The organism is Rhodococcus sp. BH4 (assembly GCF_002079265.1).
Classification (GTDB): Bacteria; Actinomycetota; Actinomycetes; order Mycobacteriales; family Mycobacteriaceae; genus Rhodococcus_F; species Rhodococcus_F qingshengii.
In genome coordinates, this window is the sequence record NZ_CP014941.1 from 5,424,362 (window position 1) to 5,445,001 (window position 20,640).

Consider the following 20,640-nt stretch of genomic DNA (forward strand, 5'->3'; position numbering starts at 1 on the left):
GACCCGCTCGTGATCGACTCGAGACACGCCCCGACCGCACAGTCGCAGAACCGGGCACGAACAGCAGGAGAGATACATGCGAGATGCCGTCATCGTCGACGCAGTACGTACACCGATCGGCCGTCGCGGCCGCGCCCTCTCGGAGATCCATCCGGCCGAGTTGTCCGCCCATGTACTGCGTGCGCTCGCTGAACGGACCGGACTCGACGCGGCGACGGTCGACGACGTGATCTGGGGTTGCGTCAGTCAGGTCGGCGAGCAGGCCGGAAGCATCGCCCGCACAGCGGCACTCGCTGCCGGCTGGCCCGACAGCGTTCCCGGCGTCACGCTGACCCGGGCCTGCGGATCGAGCCAGCAGGCAGTTTCCTTTGCTGCGGCCACCGTCATCTCCGGTCAGAACGACGTGGTCGTAGCCGGAGGCGTCGAATCGATGTCACGAGTACCGATGGGTACCGCCAGCAAGAACGGTGAGCATTTTCCGGCTTCGGTACTCGAACGCTACGGGGTGGACGGTTTCAGCCAGGGGACCGGCGCCGAGATGATGGCCCGCAAATGGGCACTCACACGAACAGCTCTGGACGAATACTCCCTCCGCTCACACGAACTCGCGGCCCGTGCCACCGATGAAGGGGCATTCACCGGGCAGATCACTCCGATCGCGGGCTTGTCCCAGGACGAAGGCATTCGGCGAGGCGGAAGTGTGGAGTCGCTCGCGAAGTTGCCCCCGGCCTTCGACACCGACGGTGCCATCCACGCCGGCAACTCTTCTCAGATCTCCGACGGGGCGGGCGCCACACTCGTCACGACCAGCGAGTACGCCCGGGCACGCGGGTGGAAGCCGCTCGTTCGTATTCACACCGCAGTGGTCGCAGCCGACGACCCGGTCATCATGCTCACCGGTCCGATTGCCGCCACCGCAAAGGCATTGGACCGCTCCGGATTGTCCATCGACGACATCGGCGCCTTCGAGATCAACGAGGCATTCGCCCCCGTCCCGCTTGCCTGGCAGGCTGAAACCGGCGCAGCCATCGATCGTGTGAATCCGCTCGGCGGCGCTATCGCGGTCGGCCACCCACTCGGCGGATCAGGTGCGATCTTGATGACTCGCCTGGCACATCACATGCGCGACAACGGAATTCGATACGGTCTCCAGTCGATGTGCGAGGCCGGCGGCATGGCCAATGCGACCATTCTCGAATTGATCTGACCCGACAACGCTTTCGGGCCGACACGTCATCCAGCAGGAAAGAAGAATTGATTCATGAAACTCGAGGGACTTTCCACCGCGATCACCGGCGGCGCTTCAGGCCTCGGCCTGGCAACCGCTCGACGGTTGCTCGACGCCGGAGCGCAGGTCACGTTGATCGATCTGCCTTCGTCCGACGGTAAGCAGGTGGCGGCCGATCTCGGTGCTGCCGCACAATTCGCCCCGGCCGACGTCACCGACAGCGAACAATTCGCCGAAGCACTCGACGCGGCGCACGAGCGCGGCGGCCTCCGCGGCGTCGTCCACTGCGCGGGCGCCGGGCGTCGTATGCGCATTCTCGACAAGGACGGAAAAGCCGGATCGGTCGAAGATTTCGAGTTCGTCGTCAAGCTGAATCTTGTCGGTTCGTTCAACGCACTCCGTCTCGGCGCCGAGCGGATGGCGGAACTCGGCGCAGTGGACGGTGAGCGAGGTGCCATCATCATGACGGCGTCGGTCGCAGCATTCGAAGGTCAGATCGGTCAGATCAACTACACAGCGTCCAAAGCCGGCATCGTCGGTATGACGGTCACCGCTGCCCGCGATCTCGCCAGCCGCGGAATCCGCGTAAACACCATTGCTCCCGGCATCATGGACACTCCCCTGCTGGCGCGCCTACGCGAAGACGTGCGCACGGCCCTCGAAGCCTCTGTTCCCAATCCCTCACGACTGGGTCGTCCGGACGAGTTCGGCCAGCTCGCCGTCTCGATGCTCGAGAACGGCTACCTCAACGGCGAGACCATCAGACTCGACGGCGCTATCCGAATGGCTCCCCGGTGACGGGCACCAGCGTGATCGCCAATCCACAACTGCGGCACAACATGCACTACCCGGATACCACCATGGCGTACTGGGCGCCCAGCATGGCGGCGCTCTACGGTGACCGCCTCGCCGTCGTGGACGGCGAGCGTACGTGCACCTTCCGCGAACTCGGTCAGCGCAGTGCGCAATTCGCCGGCGCACTGCGGCAAGCCGGGGTGGGCGTCGGCGACGTGGTGTTGATGCACCTCGGGAACTGCGTCGAGTTCCTCCAGGCTTACTACGGATGCCTACAGGCCGGGGCGACAGTCACATTGGTCAACCCACTGCAGCCAGAGCTCGGCCTGCGCAAGCAGATCGAAGAGACGTCCGCCGTTGCTGCAGTGACTCAGAGTTCGCAGCTGCACGTACTGCTCGCGGCCGCTTCAGGAACCTCCGTGCGTACGATCGTGATGGTCCAGGACACCGAGGGCGCGCTCGACACACCGGAGTCGGTCGTCGCATTCGACTCCTTCATCGCCGATCTACCCACCGAATTCACCCCTGCCTCGGTTCGTAGCGACGACATCGCACACATCGCGTTCACCGGCGGAACCACCGGAGTCTCCAAAGGTGTTCGTGTTCTTCACCGCAACGTCGTCGGCAACATCACGCAGATGTGTGGGTGGAGAACCGGTCACGAGTTGGAAGCAGGTCCTGACGGTCTCGTCACGCCTCGACGCATCGACGGCCTCGACGTGCTCGGTCCGACGCCCGGGACCGGGGCGACCATCGTGGTCTCCCCTCTCTTCCACGCACATTCGTTGCTCAACACGTCGTTCCTGTTGATTTCCGGTCTCACCCAGGTGTTCGCCGGTCGGTTCGAACCCGGCCGGATGCTCGAGCTGATCGAAAAGCACGAGGCCACCTATCTCACCGGGTCTCCCGCCATGTGGCACGCACTGTCGGTTCATCCCGACGCTACGGTGCGCAACACCGACAGCGTGTGCGTCGTGTCTTCGGGTGCCGCCCCGATCGACAGTGTCACGCTCGCCGCACTCCGCCGGGCATTTCCCAAAGCGCTCGTCGTCGAAGGGTACGGGCTGACCGAGGCCACCTGTGTGGTCACGGCCGCTCCGCTGATCAACGGCTCGGAATATCGGCAGAGCAGCGTCGGCCTCCCGATCTTCGACACCGAAATCCAGATTCGCGATCAGCTCGACCGGAAGACCGTTCTGGGCGAGAACGAACGCGGCGAACTGTGGGTGCGTGGGCCTCAGGTCACCGACGGCTATCTCGGACACCCGGAAACCACCGCAGAACAGTTCGTCGACGGCTGGTTGGACACGGGAGACATCGCGTACCTGGACTCGGACGGATACCTCTTCATCTGTGACCGGGCCAAGGACATGCTCATCTACAAGGGGTACAACGTCTATCCGCGGGAACTCGAAGAGATTCTGGTTTCGCACCCGGCGATCTCGACTGCCGCGGTTGTCGGCCGCGAAGTGGGGAGCAACGGCCAGGAGCCCGTAGCCTTCGTGGTGATGATTCCGGGTGCCGAGTTCGACGCCGAGCAGATCAAGGCGTTCGTCGCCGAGCAGGTGCTGCCGTACAAGAAGATTCGCGAAGTCGTCGAGGTAGAACTCCTTCCGACATCGGCTGCCGGTAAGGTCCTCAAGACCGACCTCCGCTCGAGACTTCTCGAATCCGTCGATCAGAAAGGCGGTTCCAGGTGACGACCTTCGCAGACCTGACGTCGCAACTGCGTGTCCCGGTTCTCGCTTCACCGATGTTCATCATCTCGACTCCTGACCTCGTCATCGCGCAGTGCACCTCTGGCATCATCGGGTCCTTCCCGGCACTGAATGCTCGTCCGCAGTCGGCACTTCGGGATTGGCTCAAACTGATCACCGTGGCTCGTGAGGAACATGATCGTGAGCACCCGGAGAATCCGTCGGCGCCATTTGCCGTCAACCTCATCGTCCACCGGTCCAACAACCGCCTGGAAGAGGATCTGGCGACCATCGCCGAGTTCGAGGTTCCGATCGTCATCACGTCCCTCGGCGCTCGCACCGACATCAACGACGCAGTCCACGCATACGGCGGAATCGTTCTCCATGACGTCATCGACAATCGCTTTGCACGCAAGGCGATCGAGAAGGGCGCCGACGGACTGATCGCGGTAGCTGCCGGGGCCGGTGGTCATGCCGGTAGGCAGTCACCGTTTGCCCTGATTCGGGAGATTCGTGAGTGGTTCGCCGGTCCACTGCTGTTGTCAGGTGCCATCGCTCATGGTGATTCGATTCTCGCTGCGCTCGCGGCCGGGGCCGATTTGGCATACGTCGGATCAGCTTTCATCGCAACCGAAGAGGCTAACGCGAATCCTGCGTACAAGGAGATGATCGTGGGTTCAGGGGCCTCCGACATCGTCTATTCCAACCTGTTCACCGGAGTACACGGAAACTACCTGCGGGGCAGCATCGTTGCCGCCGGCTTGGACCCCGACAACCTGGCCGAATCCGATCCATCCGCAATGAGTTTCGCGACCAACGACACCGATACCAAGGCCTGGCGTGACATCTGGGGCGCCGGACAGGGCATCGGAGCGATCGATGCAGTCCTTCCGACGCATGCAGTAGTAGAGCGTCTCGCCGCCGAGTACTCTGCCGCGCGAGAACGAATCTGCCGACTCTAGTGCTGTGACCGGCGTTCGTCGGACAGGTACTCGTGGATAAGGTTCACGAATACCTGTCCCACCGGCGACAACGTCGAGGGGTCGAAGGCGAGACCGTACGCACGCAGGAATCTCGGCTCGCAGGCCCGTTCCACCACCTGACCAGGCATCGATTTCGCCACCGAGCGCTCGACCAACGAACCGCCGAGTCCGGCGATGACCATCGGGAGCCGCGACTCCCGTTGCTCGGTCACCACCGCGAGTTCCGTTCTGGTACCGGCCTTTCGGATCGAATCTTCGATCGCGTCACCCATCGCTGCCCCGCGAGGAACGAATACCATGGGAATGTCCGGCATTTCCGAAAGGCGTACCGGCCCCTCGGGTAGTTCCGTTCCAGCCGGGTAGACCAGGCGGTATTCCTGCTCCCCCAATTCGACGATTTCGAGCCCTTCGCCCGCCTCGAGCGGCAGATGAGCCACCGCGAATTCGCAGTGGCCGTCCCGGATGAGACTTTCCAGATTGTCCTCACGCTCGAGTTCCGAGAATCTGACTCGTGCTTGCGGATACCGTCGACAGAACTCCGCAATCAGATCGACGATCGTCCCCGAGGTCAGTGCAGGGAAAGCCATGATGTCGAGGCGACCGACGATGGCGCCATCGGATGCCGTCAACTGTTCAGCCGCCGCAGCTACGTCTCGCAAAACCTGTCGACTCGGGCCGACCAGACTGCGACCGGCAGCACTGAGCACCATGCCGCGCCCGATGCGGTGGAACAGCCTCACTCCCAGTTCACGTTCGAGCCCGCGCAACGCTTGTGACACGGTCGGCTGAGCAACGCCGAGAGCCGCTGCGGCGCCGTTGATCCCCTTGTTCTCGACCACTGCGAGGAAGTACTCCATCTGCCGGAACTCCACAGTTCACTCCTCTTCCGTGGACGGAACGGCGGAGGTGGCCATTTCCGCAGCCGTCGCGATGAATGCAGCGGCCGCCGGGGATTGCTCGCCCGAGCGATAGACGATACCGACGTCGCGTGTCAGCGGCGGATCGAAGGAGAAGGCGCAGACGTCTGTCATCTGCTGTTGTGCAACCCTTCTCGGCACTACAGTGGCGCCGATTCCTCGACGCACGAGTTCCCACGTGGTCACAGGGTGGACACAGTCCACGACTACGTTCTCGGCGCCTTCGCTGAGCAAGCCCCGGAACTGATTCGATTGATCACCGAGATCGACCACAAGCGGCAAACTGTGCAAGAGCGCTCGCGGAACCGGATCCGCCAACGGCGTTGCAAGTCGGCCGGACAACGACGCATGGGTGGCGAGCACCAACTCCTGAGTGGCAATCGGAGCCGTGACCAAACCTTCGTACCCGATACTCAGATCGGTGACGCCGACCTCGGCCGACCCTCGCCGCAACGCATTGTCGACCCCGGCCGGGCCGTACGTGTCGAGAACACGCACGACGATCTTCGGGAAGTTGGCCCGGAATCGCCGGACCAACTCGACCATCGGATCGATCGAGAACGCCGAGTACGAGACGACGTCGACACGACCGAACTCGAGTTCGCGAACGGCGGTCACTTTCGCCTTCGCGCGCTCGACGTCGGCAAGGATTCTCCTGGCCGCGAGATCGAACGTGCGGCCCGCGTCGGTAAGAACCAACCGCCTGCCCGTCCGGTCGAACAGCGTGGCGCCGAGTCGACGCTCGAGCGTACGAATTGCCTGTGACAGCGAGGGCTGCGAAATGTAGAGAGCCTGAGCGGCCTTCGTTATCCCACCGTGGTCGACAACAGCGACGAAGTAGGTGACGAAGTGCAGATCCACTCATCCATCATACGACCAGCGATCCGTCGCTCACTCCACCCGAGTTGCCCCTGGTACGGCCCACTCTCCGGTGAAGATCGGCTCCCGCTTTTCCACGAAGGCACGAACCGCGTCGGTGGCATCCGTCGCAAAATTGACCGCTTGCGCCCTCGCCTCGTTGTCCAAGGCCTCCCGCAACGAGAGGGAGGTGTGATGTTCGAGCATGGCGGCAGACTGACTCAGTGCGGCCGGCGGGCCGGCGGCGAGCCGCTGCGCCAGTGTTGACGTGTGTTCGTCCAGCTCGGCCGGTTCCACCAGATAAGTCACCAACCCGAGCTCGTAGGCTTCCTGTGCGTCGATCGTCTCGGCAAGCATCACCAGTCGCTTGGCTTGTTGGAGGCCGACCAGTCTCGGCAGGATCCACGAACCACCGAAGTCGACAGACAACCCCCGTTTGGCAAAGATCTGGCTGAACTTCGCACCCTTGGCCGCCACGACGAAGTCGCAGAGCAACGCCATGTTCCATCCGGCTCCGACGGCAAACCCGTCGACCTTCGCCACCAGAGGTTTGGGAAACTCACTCAGTGCGATTGCCGTTGCGTTGATGACACGCATGCGATCGAGCGGGTGCGACGAGCCACGCTTGTCCAGATCGGAGCCCGCGCAGAAGGTCCCATCCGCGCCGGTCAGGATCACCGAGCGAATCTGCGCGTCCTCTTGAAGTTCGAGGACTGCTTCACGTAGAGCGATCCAGGCGTCGAGATCGAGAGCGTTGCGGCGGTGCGGCCGACAGAGAACAATCGTCGCGACAGCACCGTCTCGTTCGATGCTTACGGCCGCACGCTCGATCGTCTCGGCACTCATGAACCACTCCACACGGGAGAGCGCTTCTCGGCAAATGCCGTGGCGCCCTCCTTGGCATCACGAGAGGTGAAGACCGGATCGATGAATTCGCGTTGCGCGACAAAGGCATCCGGATCGGTGTACTTGGCGGACATTGCCAGTACCTGCTTGGTCGCGCGAACAGCCAGTGGACCGTTAGCCGCTACTCGGGCCGCAAGCTCGCGTGCGACGGTCAGCGCGTGTCCCGGTTCGGCGAGCCGATTGACCAAGCCGTGATGATGCGCCACGGTGGCACTGAGTGGATCCCCCGTGATCGCGATTTCCATGGCCAACTGATACGGAAGAATTTTCGGCAGACGTAGGAGTCCGCCGGCGGCCGCGGCAAGTCCCCGCTTCACTTCGGGCAGGCCGAATTTCGCGTCCGTGGACGCCACGATCAAGTCGGCTGCCAAGGCCAGTTCGCAACCGCCGGCGAGTGCCCAACCTTCGACGGCTGCGATCAGCGGCTTCGACGGCGGTGCCTCGGTCAGACCGGCAAAACCACGACCCGGTAGCGATGGCCGCTCTCCGCGCGCAAATCCCTTCAGATCCATACCGGCGCAGAAGGTTCCACCAGATCCGGTCAGAATGCCGATGGTGAGATCGGGGCGTTCCTCGAACTCGTCGATCGCGGCGGCGAGTGCCTGTGCGAGTTCCAGGTTGACCGCGTTCTTGGCCTCGGGACGATTGAGGGTGATGACGGCAACGCCGTCGGCGAAGTCGGTGAGCACGACGCTCATGTTCGGTTCCTACTTCCGTGATGAGATTCTTGAAAGGTCACTGCGCGCGAATGCTCCAGCGCACGGGTGTGCCGCCGGACGGTGTCACGATCTCCCGCTTGGCCAAAACAACAAGATGAGCCTGGGTTTCGCGGACTGCCAAGCGAAGTAGTCGCGGCGACATCTGTTCGAACGGGCGAGACCAGGAGATCGTGCGTGAGAGTTCCCAGGCCGTGGATTCAGGCTCATCCTGCACCGCAGCCACGATCTCCGCCAATCGCTCCTCGTGATGCCCCATCAATTGACGTGCACGATCGGCGATCCCACGGAATCGATATTCATGTGCCGGAAGCACTTCGCACTCGCCCAGTGTTGTCGTCGCCTCGAGCGAGAGAAGATAACGATGAAGTGGGTTCTCGAGTTCACCGGGAATCGTGGAGATGTTCGGGCTGATCCTCGGCAGCATGTGATCGCCGCTGAACAACAAGCCTCTGTCCTCTTCCACGAAACAGAGATGTCCGGGAGTGTGCCCCGGTGTCCATTGGGCGCGGAGATTCCAACCGGGCAGGTCGAGTGAATCCCCTTCTCCCAGAACAATGTCGATGGTTTCGTGCTCAGCGAACCGCACCAGGTCGACCCGAGACGCGTCGAGCACTTCGGCCGGTGCGCCGAGTTCGGACAACTGCAGGTTCCAGCCACTGATGTCGTCGCGGGTCTGTTCGGGCCCGTGGTACCCGAGGAGCGTCGCGTCGGCCACGTGCATCGCAAGTGTCGCGCCGCTGACCTGCCGAAGACGCGGCGCCAGGCCGAAGTGATCGGGATGCAGGTGCGTGATTGCCGCATAGCGCACTTCGGAAACGTGGTATCCGATCGATGCTATGCCGTCGACGAGAGCCTGCCAGGACTGTTCGTGATCCCAACCGACGTCGATGAGGGCAAGTCCGTCGTCGAGCGCGAGTGCGTAGACGAGTACGTAGCGCAAAGGGTTGTCCGGCATAGGAACAGGGATCGACCACAATCCGTCCCGCACCTGTTCGACCGGTGGAAGGACTTTGTTCGCCCATGCCTCACGTTGTGCGACACCGACGTCTTCGGTCACGATCATGATGCTTCTCCGCTCGCGTTCAGCATGGTCCGCAGGCTCGACTTGAGCAGTTTTCCGCTCGCGTTGCGAGGTAGGGAGTCCACGAAATGGATCTGGCGAGGTTTCTTGTACGACGCCAACTTCGCTGTGCTGAAAGCGATCAACTCGTCGACGCTCGGCACGTCGGCACCGTCGACCAGTTTGACCACTGCGGTCACGGATTCACCCCAGCGCTTGTCGGGAACCCCGACCACCGCGACCTCGGCGACCGAGGGGTGCTCGGCCAGAATGGATTCCACCTCGATCGGATAGACGTTCTCTCCGCCGGTGATGATCATGTCCTTGAGTCGATCGGTGACGAACAGATACCCCTCGTCGTCCAGATGGCCGGCGTCCCCCGTTCGGAGGAAACCGTCGTGGGTGAACAATTCGGCGGTCTCACGGTCACGTCGCCAGTATCCGCGAGTGTTGTTTCTACTGCGCGCGACGATCTCACCGGAATTATTGGGCGGCAATTCCTCACCAGTGGTGACGTCTCGAATCGAGATCTCGACGCCGATCATCGGCTTGCCCGCAGAGCGAAGCAACTCCGAACGCGGCCCGCTCACATGATGGTCGTAAGCACGAAGGACGGATACCGAACCCGTCGTCTCAGTCATCCCGTATCGCTGAACGAATTTGCAGTTCAAGACAGTCATCGCGTGGGCGAGGAGCGCCGGAGTGATCGGTGACGCCCCATAGGCGACCACCTCCAGGCTGGTCAGATCGAAACTGTCGAGAGTCGGCAGATCTACCAGCGTCTGAATGACTGCAGGCACCAGAAATGCGTGGGTGACGCGGTGGGTCGCGATGGCATCAGCGACCCGAGCCGGCGCCATGTCTCCGAGCAGCACCAAAGGCACTCCGGCCGACAAGCATGTACTCATCCAGCCGGCACCGGCGATGTGAAAGAGGGGAAGTGCATCGAGTGCGACTGCATTCGAACCGAATTCGTAGACATCGAACCCCTCGGGCTCGTTGTACAGATTCCGGTGCGTGGCCACGACGCCCTTGGGCCGGCCGGTTGTCCCGGACGTGTACAGCTGCAGAACTGCTGCGTCCGGATCGTGCCCGTGTCCGGGGTCGACACCGGTACCTGATGCCACGAACTCCGCCCAGGTTCGCGAATCCGGCAGGCCCCCTGCAGCTCCCACGGTTATGACCTCGATGTCCGGCAACGCTGCGGACATCGCCGCCGCCCCCGCGGCGAACTCGTCATCGACGATCAAGACGTCGAGCTCCGCGTCCTCGGCGATGTCGACGAGTTCGAGTGGGTTGAGCCGCCAGTTCAACGGTATGAACACAGCGCCTGCCTTCGCACATGCGATGAAGGTTTCCGCACCTTCGAGCCCCATACGCAGTAGCGCACCGACACGAGCACCCGTTGTGGTCACTTCTGCCAGCGCACTCGCCAAGGTGCTGGTCTCGCCATCCAGCTCAGCCCAAGTCAACGTTCGGTCGCCGCACGTGATTGCCGGATCGGACGGCCGTGTCGACGCCGAGTGGCGTATCCGGTTGGGTAGGTGAAGCTCGCTCACATCACGCTCCTGTGTTTCAGGTACTCACCGAGCACGAACCGCGGTCGGTGGTACTGGAACAGTCGACCATCGCTATGGCCTGCGCCACAAAGACGAGAAGGCGCACAGAGCCATAGCTCAGACCTATGTCCGCAGGTCGCAGCAAGTCACCGCCGCCAAGGCTCCGTCATCTGGGAGAATTCGTCAGATGCAGGCACCCGGCATGGACATACGCAGCGCGCAGTATCTCGTCGCGGTCGTCGATCACGGCAGCGTCACTGCCGCCGCGGACGTCCTGCGTATCTCGCAACCGTCCCTCTCGCAGGCCGTGCGCAACCTCGAACGAGCTCTCGGAGCCACACTCTTCGAGCGCACCACTCGCGGTCTGGCTCCCACCACGGTCGGACTGGCAGTTGCCGATTCTGCCCGTACGTTGCTCGCCGACGTTGCTCGGGCCGAGGCCGCGGTGGCTGCGGTAACCGCCTTGCGCGCCGGGGAACTCGCCATAGCAGTTCAGTCCGATCTCGCCATCGACCCTGTTGCAGAGGTCGCCGGACGCCTCCATCTGACGGCACCCGGAATTCGGTTCTCCACGAACGCCTCCGCCAACGCACAGGACGTGCGCGCGCTCGTCAGAGCAGGTACGTGTGAACTCGGGTTTCTCGAGACCCACCCGGGTACCGAAGTCTCCGACGGGCTTCGAGAAATTGCCGTGAGCACCCAGGAAACGGTCTTGTCGATCCCCATTCGCCTGGCCACAGACCTCCCCGATCCGGTTCCGCGCACCGTGGTCGCGCACCTGCCAATGGTGGTCGAGGCATCCGCAGTTCGGCGCGGGCACTCGATCGACGACGATCTGGAACTCACCGACGTCGTCGTGGAAGTGCCAGATCGCCTTGCTGTCCGGGAAATGGTCGGGCAAGGTGTAGGCGCCGCGCTGCTGCCCAGATCGATCGCCGAACAAGACTCACCGGCATCTGAGGTTCGCTCGCTTTTCCCACCGATCACCCGGCAGACGATCTTGGTCTACCGCGACGGCCCGCTCTCACCGGCCGGGTCTGCGTACATCGAGAACATCTCCCCACGTCACAAGCCCTCCACGAACAGCCTGCCCAACGGCGAGAGCGTCTCCGGATCGAACTCGACGCCGTAATTCAGTGAGATCGCCGGCTCCACCGGAAATATCTCCGCGCCGGACGCGACCGACCTCTCGGCCAACGAACGCTCCATGAATGCCATGCCCAAACCAGCAAAGACGAACGCGCCGACGGTCTCCCGCTGCGCCAACTCCGTCGACATCCGAGTCCGGGCCCCGGCGGCCTGCAGAGACGACTCGATGGCAAGCCGAGCCCGCGAGTGTTTGAGCACACCCACCACGGGGAGATCGGGCAATGCCGTCAATGACACCGGCTCTCCCGCAGCGGGTTTCACACCATTCGGCCAAACGTCGGGATGAACCCCCGACGGCACTGCCAGCCAGTACTCGTTCACCCCCAACACTTTCGTGGACAGCGCCGACATGTCGGGTGGCCAATAGCTGAAGACCACCTCGCACGCGCCGTCTGCCAACACCTGCTCAGACGTTGCACCCTGCGGCAACTCACCGACCCGAACGGTCACAGCAGGCCACCGCTCACGAAAGTCTGCCACGATGCGCGCGATCGGACCTTCGAGACCATGTGCCGCGGAGCAGATGTCGAGCCGGCCACGAGGCTCGTCGGCCGTACCGATCGCGACGTCGAACGCGGCCGCGCTGCTGCGAGTCATCTGCCTCGCCGGCCCTACCAACGCCCGACCTGCTGCCGTCAGCACCAAACCGCGACCGACACGGTGAAACAGTTCGACTCCGAGTTCGCGCTCGAGGCCACGAATACCCTGCGACAGCGACGGCTTGGTGACCGACAGATTCTGCGCAGCCGTCGACAAGGACTCACCACCGGCAACGGCAAGGAAGTACTCGATCTGACGTAGGTCCACTCCATCGACTTTGCCATAAACGCAGACAGGTATACCGGTACCAAGCACTGCAGGGTGTTCACACACGCTTCATTAATCGGACATTCAGGACACACCTTCTTCTACCCGGCGCCACCTACCGTAATTGGTCCAGACCAATTACGGATAGGTCTGAACCACCGCGTCGAAGACAAGGAATCCTCGTGAGACGTACGACCATCGCGATAGCAGCCGTGACAGCGGCTCTCGCCGTTCCCGGCATCGCCCCCGCCGAATCCCACGCCGAACCCGGCTGGGGCAGTTCGTCCTTCGAATGGGGCAGCTCTTCGGGCGAGAACAACACGCCGCCCGCAGCGCCCGGCGTCAGCGTCCCCGGCGGACGGTACGAGCACCCCGTCGACCTGACCTTCACCGCCGAGCGCGGCGCCACCGTCCGCTACACCCTGGACGGAACGACACCCACCACCGACAGCCAAGCTGCCACGCCGGGACGTCCGCTGCACATCGCACAGGACACCAACGTCACTGTCGCAGCTTTCCGAGGCGATCACGCGAGTGCGGCCGTCTCGTTCGGCTACCTGATCAAGACCTCGGAAAAGCCGCTGGCTCAGGTCGTCGTGATGTCCGACGTCCACGTCGGCGATCACGCGAACAACGACAAGAAGTACGAAAGCTTCTTCGACACAATCGGTTCCATCTTCCCGAAACCCGACGCTATCCTCTCCAACGGGGACATGATCAACGACAACGGAGACGGCAAGGGGCCCGACCACAAGATCGTCGCAGAAATCTTCCAGGCAAACCTCGCCCGGAAGGGCATGAACGACACACAACTCCTGATCTCCAACGGCAATCACGATGCAAGTCTCGCGGCGATCAGAGCCGGATACCCGGCGGAGTGGTTCCCGGATTCCGGTGGCGGATACTACGAATCCGACGTCAATGGTGTCCATCTCTTCACGGTCAACACCGAAACCTACAACAATGATTCAGCGCAACGCAATTGGCTGAAGTCCCGCCTGACCGAAATCACCGCGGAGTCCGGGAACCTGACCAAGCCGATCCTGGTCCAGGGACACCGGCCGGCAAGCAACACAGCCATGGACGGGCAGCAGGCGTCGAACCCTCGATTGACCGAAGACCTGAGTGCCTTCCCTCAGGCAATCTTCTTCTCCGGGCACTCACATCTGAACAACAACGACGACCGGTCGATCCATCAGCGTGACTTCACGTCGGTCAACGACGGCTCGATGTCGTACATCGAAATCGATCACGGCTACCAGATGGTGACCGAGTCCGGTCTCGCGAACCGTTTCGAATCACCCACTGCCCAAGCGCTCTTCGTCGAGGTCTACCAGGACCGCACGGAAATCAACCGAATCAACATGGCGGCAGACAAGCACGACATCTACGCCGGTGGCGCGTGGTCAGCCAACTGGCAGCCGCCGTACTCGAGCGCGGGCACGCTGAGCGGTTCGGGGTGGACGGTCGAACTCGACGGGTCGACCAACCAGCAGATCAAGGACAACTTCCGCTACACCTCGGGCGCACGGAACACGCACGCGCCGGAGTTCACCTCGAGCACTCCGCTCTCGGTGACGACCGGCGAAAACGGTGCGACCGCACTGAGGATCGCGCAGGCCAAGGACGATCAGATGGTGCACCACTACGCCGTCGAGGTCACGGACACAGCCACCGGAGCGAAGGTGGTCTCGTCGAAGGTGCTCTCGGACTTCTACTTCATGCCGCGGCCGAACAGCCTCGACATTCCGATTCCCGATGCCGCAGCGGGCACCGCATACGAAGCCCGCGTCGAAGCCGTTGACGCATACGGCAACCGGTCACCGGTGACAACCCTGGCCTTCACCCGCTGACGTCCTCCCGCTGACCCGACACGACTAAGCGGCACCGCGCATATTCGCGGTGCCGCTTCTCGGCTCAGTTGTACGTGCGAAGCAGGCCCTTGCTGATGATCTGCTTCTGGATGTCGCTGGTGCCTTCACCGATCAGAAGGAACGGCGCCTCACGCATCAACCGCTCGATCTCGTATTCCTTGGAATAGCCGTATCCGCCGTGGATACGGAAGCTGTCCTGGGTGACCTCCGAGCAGAATTCACTCGCCAGATACTTCGCCATACCCGCGGCGACATCGTTGCGCTCACCCGAGTCCTTGAGCCTGGCAGCGTTGACCATCATCAGATGTGCCGCTTCGACTTTGGTGCCCATCTCGGCGATCCGGAACGCGATGGCCTGATGCTCGGCGATCGGCTTGCCGAAAGTCTCGCGTTGCTTGGCGTAGGTGACAGCCAGTTCGAAAGCGCGCTGGGCAATTCCGCAGGCACGCGCGGCGACGTTGACCCGGCCGACCTCGACGCCGTCCATCATGTGCCGAAATCCCGAGCCAGGGGTGCCACCGAGAACCTCCTCGGCTCCGATCTCGAAACCGTCGAAGATCATCTCCGTGGTGTCGATTCCCTTGTACCCCATCTTCTCGAGCTTGCCCGGAATGGTCAGGCCCGGGAGTACCTCGCCGAAACCTGCGGGTTTCTCGATCAATATCGTCGTCAGATTGTTGTGCGGCTTCTCCGCGCCCTCGTCCGTCTTGACCAGGACTGCCACCAAGGTCGAGGAACCCCCGTTGGTCAGCCACATCTTCTGGCCGGTGATCACGTAATCGCCGGAGTCCGTCCGCTTCGCCTTGGTCGATATGGCAGCAACATCGGAACCGAGGGCAGGCTCCGACATGGAAAATGCACCGGTGAGTTCCCCGGAAGCCAAACGCGGCAGGTACTTCGCCTTCTGTTCCGGCGTCCCGTGCGCCGAAATCATGTGAGCCACGATGAAATGCGTGTTGATGACACCGGACACGCTCATCCATCCACGGGCCAATTCTTCGACGCACAGCGCGTAGGTGAGCAATGATTCGCCGATACCCCCGTACTCGGGGTCGATGGTCAGTCCGAACAGACCCATGTCCTTCATCTGCTTGACGATGTCGGTCGGGTACGTATCCGAGTGTTCGAGTTCCTGCGCCGCGGGGATGACCACACGATCGACGAACTCGCGTACCGCCCCGACGATATCGGTCTGAGTTTCGGTCAATCCCGCCGTCTGCGCCAAACGAGTCACTGTTCCACCTGTCAGTCGGTACTTCGTGCCCTCCCGGTCGACGAAATTGATTCGACTCCAGGAACTTTCATCCCGCCGCGACGTGTGTGCGGCAGAGACGCTGTATCCATTCAATCCCCGAAGGGTATATGTGTCAAAGTCGATTTCGCATACGAACCGTATGGCGGAAACTATGTCCGAACAGGTCGTTCCTGCTGTTGACAACCGCGCCACGCGTGCTGGATATTCGAGTGGCCAGGTCGCGACGGGCCCTTCGATCGGCCCGTTCACGCGACGCATTCCCCACCTCTCCTCGAGACAGGCGCATTCCATGCACGACGCAGTCATCTGTGAACCCGTTCGCACCCCGGTGGGCGGATTCGGCGGAGTCTTCAAGGACGTTCCCGTCACCACTCTCGCCGGCACTGTTGTGCGTGGCCTCGTCGAACGAACCGGCATTGCGTCCACCGATGTCGACGACGTCATCTTCGGTCAGGGGTACGCCAACGGAGAGGCCGCGGCCATCGGGCGAATCGCGGCACTCGACGCCGGTCTCGACGTGTCCGTTCCCGGAATACAACTCGATCGCCGTTGCGGTTCGGGATTGCAGGCGATCATCTACGCCGCGATGCAGGTACAGACCGGGATGAGTGATCTGGTCATCGCCGGCGGCGCCGAGAGCATGAGCGGAACCGAGTTCTACTCCACCGACATGCGTTGGGGCACAAAGCGCCCTTCCGTCGAGTTCCACGACCGATTGGCCAAACCGCGCACGAACTCCGGCGGAGTCAACTTTCCGGTGGAAGGCGGCATGATCGAGACCGCCGAGAACTTGCGCCGGGAGTACTCGATCACCCGCGACGAGCAGGACCGATACGCGGTGCGATCGCACGAACGGGCCGTTCACGCCCAAGACAGTGGGTACTTCGACGACGAGACGATTCCCGTTTCGGTGCCCGGACGCCGTGGTGAGCAGACAGTCGTCACCCAAGACGAGCATCCGCGCCGAGGGATACAACTGTCCGATCTTGCTGCACTGCGCCCCATTCGAGGTCGCGTCGACCCTGAAGCAACAGTCACCGCCGGAAACGCCTGCGGCCAGAACGACGCCGGAGCCGCGGCCATCGTCACCACTGCGGCCAACGCCGAACGACTGGGCCTGCGGCCGTTCGCGAAACTGGTCAGCTGGGGTGTGGCCGGTGTGGAGCCGAACCGGATGGGCATCGGACCGGTGCCTGCCGTGGCGAAGGCTCTCTCCCGTGTCGATCTGTCGCTGGACGACATCGACCTCATCGAAGTCAACGAGGCCTTCGCCGCCCAGGTTCTCGCGTGCGCCAAGGCTTGGGGATTGAGCGCGCAGGACATCGAGGAGCGCTTCAACGTCAACGGTTCCGGGATCTCGCTCGGACATCCTGTCGGCGCTACCGGTGGGCGGATCCTCGCCAATCTGCTGCGCGAACTCGACCGGCGCCAGGCACGGTACGGGATCGAGACCATGTGTATCGGTGGCGGACAAGGGATTGCCGCGGTGTTCGAGAACCTGCGACGCTAGAAGCGTTAACCGATCGATCCGTCGCGGCGAAGTTCCGCGATCCGGTCGCCCGTAAGTCCCAACTCGGCCAGCAGAGAATCCGTCTGCTGGCCGAGTGCTGGAACGTCACCCATGCGCATTTCGACATCCGAATACGTCATCGGAGGCAGCACGGCATCGATCGGACCGTTCTCGGTGCCCACGGACCGCCACCTGGCACGCTTCTCCAGCTGCGGATGTTCCAGCAGACCGGCCATGTCGTTGAGTGCCGCGGCCGGAACACCAGCGGCGGCCAGACGCTGATCCAGATCTGTCGTCGAGTACAGACGCGTCAGAGAGCCCACCAATTCGTCTACCTCGCCACGGTTTTCGACGCGCACGATGTTGGTGCGGTAACGCGGATGATCGACCAGATCCTCTCGCTCGAACACGTCCACCATCAGCGCTCGCCATCCACGATCGTTCTGGACGCCGATCAGGATTTCGCCGTCGGCCGTGGGATACGAATCGTAGGGAACGATCGCGGCATGGCCGAGACCGACACGTGGAATCTGCTTGTCCGCATACATTTTCATGTACATCGGATGGCCCAGCCACTCGACGGTGGAATCGAACATCGAGACCTCGACGAGCGCTCCCTTGCCCGTTCGCTCTCTACGGAACAGGGCGCTCAGAATCGAAGTCAGCGCGTACATTCCTGCCGCGATGTCGGAGACCGGGATGCCGGTCTTGGTGGCCGTCTCCGGTGTGCCTGTCACGGAGATCATTCCGGTCTCGGCTTGGACCAACATGTCGTAGGCCTTGCGCTCGCGCCGCGGGCCGGCACTGCCGTAGCCGGACATGTCGATCACGATGAGCCGTGGGTATTTATCGCGCAGTTCCTCCGCGCCGAACCCCAGTCTCGCGGCTGCGTCGGGAGCCAGGTTCTGCAGGAACACATCGGCTCGCGCGACCAGATCGAGAAGGATCTGCCGGCCGGCTTCCGACTTCACGTCGACGGCGATCGATTCCTTGGAACGGTTGAGCCACACGAAGTGTGATGCCTGACCGTGAACCGCCTGGTCGTAGTGACGCGCGAAGTCACCCTCGCCGACGCGTTCTATCTTGATCACCCGCGCACCCATGTCCGCGAGATGTCTGGTGGCGAGCGGTGCCGCCACCGCCTGTTCGAGTGCAACTACGGTGATTCCGTCGAGCGGAAGATCCGAGTTCGGCTGTCCCATGTCAGTAGTCACCCCAGAAGTTTTACACCCAGAATTCTCACACTCTGAATTCTTGCACTCGAACAGGACGGATCAGATGTGGCGGCCGCCGGTGATCTCGAGAACCGTGCCGGTCATGTAGCTCGAGAGGTCGCTCGCGAGGAACAGCACAACCGAAGCAACTTCCGAAGGCTCGGCTGCGCGCCCCATCGGAATCTCGGCAAGCTTCTCGTTCCAGATCCGTTCGGGCATCGCCTCGGTCATCGCCGTGCGGACCAGTCCGGGCTGAACGGCGTTGACGCGAACGTTCTTGAACGCGACCTCTTTTGCCGCGGCCTTCGTCAGACCGACGATCCCGGCCTTCGCGGCCGAGTAGTTGGTCTGCCCGAGCATGCCCACCTTGCCGGAGATGGACGAGATGTTCACGATCGCGCCCGTCTCACGCTCGCGCATGCGGGCGGCGGCAGCGCGTGTTCCGTTCCAGGCGCCCTTGAGGTGAACGGCGATCACGTCGTCGAAGTCCTGCTCGGTCATCTTCCGCATCGTGGCGTCGCGCGTCATGCCGGCGTTGTTGACCATGACATCGACTGGACCGAAAGCGCTTTCGGCCAGATCGAGCATGGCCTCGACCTGTCCGGAGTCACGCACGTCGCAGGAAGCGAAACGGGCGACCGACTCTCCACCGAGTTCGGCGACCGCAGCCGTTCCCACGGTTTCGTTGATGTCGCCGAGAACGACGGTCGCGCCTTCCTTGATGAAGGTGCGCGCAATTTCGAGCCCGATGCCCTGGGCTCCGCCGGTCACTACCGCAACCTTGCCGTCCAACAATCCCATGTCCACTCCGTTCGTGAGGTTAAAGCTCGTCTGGAAAATGTGTCAGCGCTGGTTTTGCTTTTTCGCTTGCGCCACGAGCCCACCACCGAGAATCAGACGCTGGATCTCGCTGGTTCCCTCGTACAGGCGCAACAGGCGAACTTCACGGTAGATGCGTTCGACCGGAACACCGCGCATGTACCCGTTGCCCCCGTGGATCTGCACGGCGAGATCTGCGACCTTGCCCACCATCTCGGTGCAGAAAAGCTTTGCCGCCGAAGGCCCGAGACGGCGATCCTCACCGCTGACGTACCGCGCGGCCACCTCGCGCACCATCGCACGCCCTGCCATCACACCGGCTTGCTGGTCTGCCAGCATCGCTTGAACCAGCTGGAAGTCGCCGATCGCGGTGCCGCCCTGTTCCGTGACCACGGAGAACGCGACAGATTCGTCGAGCGCTCGCTGTGCTGCTCCCACCGAGAGCGCCGCGATATGGACTCGTCCGCGCGCGAGAGACGTCATCGCTGCGCGGTATCCGGTGTCCTGGTCGCCACCGACGAGGGCCGACTCGGGAACTCGGACGTTGTCGAAGGTGACCTCGGAGGTCCAAGCACCTTCCTGACCCATCTTCTTGTCCTTGGGACCGACCGTGACACCTGGCGTGTCAGCCGGAACCAGGAACACTGCAATTCCCGGACCATCGGAATCCGCCGGGCGAGTGCGCGCGAACACCACGAACAGCTGCGCCAGTGGAGCATTGGTGATGAACCGCTTGTTGCCGTCGATCACCCAGTCGGATCCGTCCAGCACTGCCTTGGTCCGAAGGCCGGCCGGGTTGGAGCCCGCGCCCGGTTCGGTGAGAGCAAAGGAAGCCACGACATCACCGGAGGCGATGCGCTCGAGCCACTGAGCCTTCTGCTCGTCGGTACCGAAGCCGACCAGCACCTGTCCGGCAATTCCGTTGTTGGTACCGAACATCGAACGCAGCGCCAGAGACGTGTAGCCGAATTCCATTGCCAGTTCGACGTCTTGGGTGAGATCGAGTCCGAGCCCACCCCATTCCTGAGGGATCGCGTAACCGAAGAGCCCGATAGCTGCGGCCTTCTTGCGTATGTCCTCAGGAATGGCGTCGGTGTCGGCTATCTCCTGCTCACGCGGAACTACTTCCTTACGGATGAACTCCCGCGCAGTCGCCAAGATATCTGCGAAGTCATCTGCGTCGACCTGCATTCCCACCACTCACCTTGCTGTTTCCGAAGTCCATGCCGTCCCCCGAAGTCAATACCGTGAGGCAATCGGAGTCAAAGACCTGAAAACGAACCGAAGGTA

18 protein-coding genes are annotated in these 20,640 nt (G+C 62.6%); 7 read left to right on the forward strand and 11 right to left on the reverse strand.

The window, feature by feature from the left end; translation table 11 throughout:
* The first annotated feature begins 76 nt into the window (after positions 1–76).
* The 4 genes from A0W34_RS25045 to A0W34_RS25060 are packed head-to-tail and all read left to right on the forward strand — an operon-like array spanning position 77 to position 4,682.
* Positions 77–1,207, forward strand: a complete 1,131-nt coding sequence (locus A0W34_RS25045) for a thiolase family protein (protein WP_030537190.1) — start codon at positions 77–79, stop codon at positions 1,205–1,207.
* Positions 1,208–1,261: 54 nt separating this feature from the next.
* Complete coding sequence (locus tag A0W34_RS25050; RefSeq protein WP_081558452.1) at positions 1,262–2,026, forward strand: SDR family NAD(P)-dependent oxidoreductase; 765 nt, start codon at positions 1,262–1,264, stop codon at positions 2,024–2,026.
* A gap of 41 nt (positions 2,027–2,067) precedes the next feature.
* On the forward strand, positions 2,068–3,723 hold the full coding sequence (locus A0W34_RS25055; RefSeq protein ID WP_172827034.1) for a class I adenylate-forming enzyme family protein: 1,656 nt from the start codon (positions 2,068–2,070) through the stop codon (positions 3,721–3,723).
* 53 nt (positions 3,724–3,776) lie between these two features.
* On the forward strand, positions 3,777–4,682 hold the full coding sequence (locus A0W34_RS25060) for an NAD(P)H-dependent flavin oxidoreductase (RefSeq protein ID WP_256933533.1): 906 nt from the start codon (positions 3,777–3,779) through the stop codon (positions 4,680–4,682).
* Here A0W34_RS25060 and A0W34_RS25065 read toward each other — a convergent pair.
* From A0W34_RS25065 to A0W34_RS25090, 6 genes are read right to left on the reverse strand one after another with little or no spacing between them, the layout of a single operon-like run.
* Positions 4,679–5,575, reverse strand: coding sequence for a LysR family transcriptional regulator (locus tag A0W34_RS25065; RefSeq protein ID WP_003939949.1), 897 nt, complete (start codon positions 5,573–5,575; stop codon positions 4,679–4,681). The two genes, A0W34_RS25060 and A0W34_RS25065, sit on opposite strands and share 4 nt — an antisense overlap.
* Positions 5,576–5,578: 3 nt before the next feature.
* Positions 5,579–6,481 carry a LysR family transcriptional regulator gene (locus A0W34_RS25070; RefSeq protein ID WP_007729501.1) on the reverse strand — a complete coding sequence of 301 codons (903 nt, stop codon included), beginning with the start codon at positions 6,479–6,481 and terminating at the stop codon, positions 5,579–5,581.
* A 30-nt stretch (positions 6,482–6,511) separates the two neighbouring features.
* Entirely contained in the window at positions 6,512–7,324 is an 813-nt protein-coding gene (locus A0W34_RS25075) for an enoyl-CoA hydratase/isomerase family protein (protein ID WP_003939691.1), read from the reverse strand.
* The gene (locus A0W34_RS25080; RefSeq protein WP_030537194.1) at positions 7,321–8,082 is read right to left on the reverse strand and encodes a crotonase/enoyl-CoA hydratase family protein; all 762 of its coding nucleotides are present in this window, start codon (positions 8,080–8,082) and stop codon (positions 7,321–7,323) included. The genes A0W34_RS25075 and A0W34_RS25080 overlap by 4 nt, the downstream gene beginning before the upstream one ends.
* A 37-nt stretch (positions 8,083–8,119) precedes the next feature.
* Complete coding sequence (locus tag A0W34_RS25085) at positions 8,120–9,166, reverse strand: MBL fold metallo-hydrolase (protein ID WP_058037634.1); 1,047 nt, start codon at positions 9,164–9,166, stop codon at positions 8,120–8,122.
* Entirely contained in the window at positions 9,163–10,722 is a 1,560-nt protein-coding gene (locus tag A0W34_RS25090; RefSeq protein WP_003939977.1) for a long-chain-fatty-acid--CoA ligase, read from the reverse strand. Before A0W34_RS25090 ends, A0W34_RS25085 begins: the two co-directional genes overlap by 4 nt.
* A 187-nt stretch (positions 10,723–10,909) precedes the next feature.
* Between A0W34_RS25090 and A0W34_RS25095 the strand changes: the two genes are divergently transcribed.
* Positions 10,910–11,854: a LysR family transcriptional regulator gene (locus A0W34_RS25095; protein WP_058037633.1), complete on the forward strand. Its 945-nt coding sequence runs from the start codon at positions 10,910–10,912 to the stop codon at positions 11,852–11,854.
* Here the strand turns inward: A0W34_RS25095 and A0W34_RS25100 are convergent.
* Positions 11,788–12,678 (reverse strand): LysR family transcriptional regulator, encoded by an 891-nt coding sequence (locus A0W34_RS25100; protein ID WP_030537198.1) that lies wholly within the window; start codon positions 12,676–12,678, stop codon positions 11,788–11,790. The genes A0W34_RS25095 and A0W34_RS25100 overlap by 67 nt on opposite strands.
* Before the next feature lie 182 nt (positions 12,679–12,860).
* On the opposite strand from A0W34_RS25100, the gene A0W34_RS25105 reads away from it, so the two are divergent.
* Positions 12,861–14,531 (forward strand): chitobiase/beta-hexosaminidase C-terminal domain-containing protein, encoded by a 1,671-nt coding sequence (locus tag A0W34_RS25105; protein WP_042448556.1) that lies wholly within the window; start codon positions 12,861–12,863, stop codon positions 14,529–14,531.
* A 64-nt stretch (positions 14,532–14,595) separates the two neighbouring features.
* Here A0W34_RS25105 and A0W34_RS25110 read toward each other — a convergent pair whose 3' ends face one another.
* Positions 14,596–15,786 carry an acyl-CoA dehydrogenase family protein gene (locus A0W34_RS25110; RefSeq protein WP_007729528.1) on the reverse strand — a complete coding sequence of 397 codons (1,191 nt, stop codon included), beginning with the start codon at positions 15,784–15,786 and terminating at the stop codon, positions 14,596–14,598.
* Positions 15,787–16,096: 310 nt separating this feature from the next.
* Between A0W34_RS25110 and A0W34_RS25115 the strand changes: the two genes are divergently transcribed.
* Positions 16,097–17,317 (forward strand): acetyl-CoA C-acetyltransferase, encoded by a 1,221-nt coding sequence (locus tag A0W34_RS25115; RefSeq protein ID WP_007729531.1) that lies wholly within the window; start codon positions 16,097–16,099, stop codon positions 17,315–17,317.
* 5 nt (positions 17,318–17,322) lie between these two features.
* Here A0W34_RS25115 and A0W34_RS25120 read toward each other — a convergent pair whose 3' ends face one another.
* The 3 genes from A0W34_RS25120 to A0W34_RS25130 all read right to left on the reverse strand — a co-directional run bounded on the left by A0W34_RS25120 (position 17,323) and on the right by A0W34_RS25130 (position 20,541).
* Positions 17,323–18,519 (reverse strand): CaiB/BaiF CoA transferase family protein, encoded by a 1,197-nt coding sequence (locus tag A0W34_RS25120; protein ID WP_007729534.1) that lies wholly within the window; start codon positions 18,517–18,519, stop codon positions 17,323–17,325.
* Between the two features lie 72 nt (positions 18,520–18,591).
* Positions 18,592–19,332, reverse strand: coding sequence for a 3-oxoacyl-ACP reductase FabG (gene fabG / locus A0W34_RS25125; protein ID WP_003940214.1), 741 nt, complete (start codon positions 19,330–19,332; stop codon positions 18,592–18,594).
* A gap of 42 nt (positions 19,333–19,374) precedes the next feature.
* Positions 19,375–20,541, reverse strand: a complete 1,167-nt coding sequence (locus A0W34_RS25130; RefSeq protein ID WP_007729538.1) for an acyl-CoA dehydrogenase family protein — start codon at positions 20,539–20,541, stop codon at positions 19,375–19,377.
* Positions 20,542–20,640 lie beyond the last annotated feature (99 nt).

What these genes read in the sequence shown, in the direction of transcription:
- A0W34_RS25045 (WP_030537190.1), top strand. Translation starts at nt 77, where the DNA reads ATGCGAGATGCCGTCATCGTCGACGCAGTACGTACACCGATCGGCCGT.
- A0W34_RS25050 (WP_081558452.1), top strand. Translation starts at nt 1,262, where the DNA reads ATGAAACTCGAGGGACTTTCCACCGCGATCACCGGCGGCGCTTCAGGC.
- A0W34_RS25055 (WP_172827034.1), top strand. Translation starts at nt 2,068, where the DNA reads ATGCACTACCCGGATACCACCATGGCGTACTGGGCGCCCAGCATGGCG.
- A0W34_RS25060 (WP_256933533.1), top strand. Translation starts at nt 3,777, where the DNA reads ATGTTCATCATCTCGACTCCTGACCTCGTCATCGCGCAGTGCACCTCT.
- A0W34_RS25075 (WP_003939691.1), bottom strand. Translation starts at nt 7,324, where the DNA reads ATGAGTGCCGAGACGATCGAGCGTGCGGCCGTAAGCATCGAACGAGAC.
- A0W34_RS25080 (WP_030537194.1), bottom strand. Translation starts at nt 8,082, where the DNA reads ATGAGCGTCGTGCTCACCGACTTCGCCGACGGCGTTGCCGTCATCACC.
- A0W34_RS25085 (WP_058037634.1), bottom strand. Translation starts at nt 9,166, where the DNA reads ATGATCGTGACCGAAGACGTCGGTGTCGCACAACGTGAGGCATGGGCG.
- A0W34_RS25095 (WP_058037633.1), top strand. Translation starts at nt 10,910, where the DNA reads ATGCAGGCACCCGGCATGGACATACGCAGCGCGCAGTATCTCGTCGCG.
- A0W34_RS25115 (WP_007729531.1), top strand. Translation starts at nt 16,097, where the DNA reads ATGCACGACGCAGTCATCTGTGAACCCGTTCGCACCCCGGTGGGCGGA.
- A0W34_RS25120 (WP_007729534.1), bottom strand. Translation starts at nt 18,519, where the DNA reads ATGGGACAGCCGAACTCGGATCTTCCGCTCGACGGAATCACCGTAGTT.
- fabG (WP_003940214.1), bottom strand. Translation starts at nt 19,332, where the DNA reads ATGGGATTGTTGGACGGCAAGGTTGCGGTAGTGACCGGCGGAGCCCAG.
- A0W34_RS25130 (WP_007729538.1), bottom strand. Translation starts at nt 20,541, where the DNA reads ATGCAGGTCGACGCAGATGACTTCGCAGATATCTTGGCGACTGCGCGG.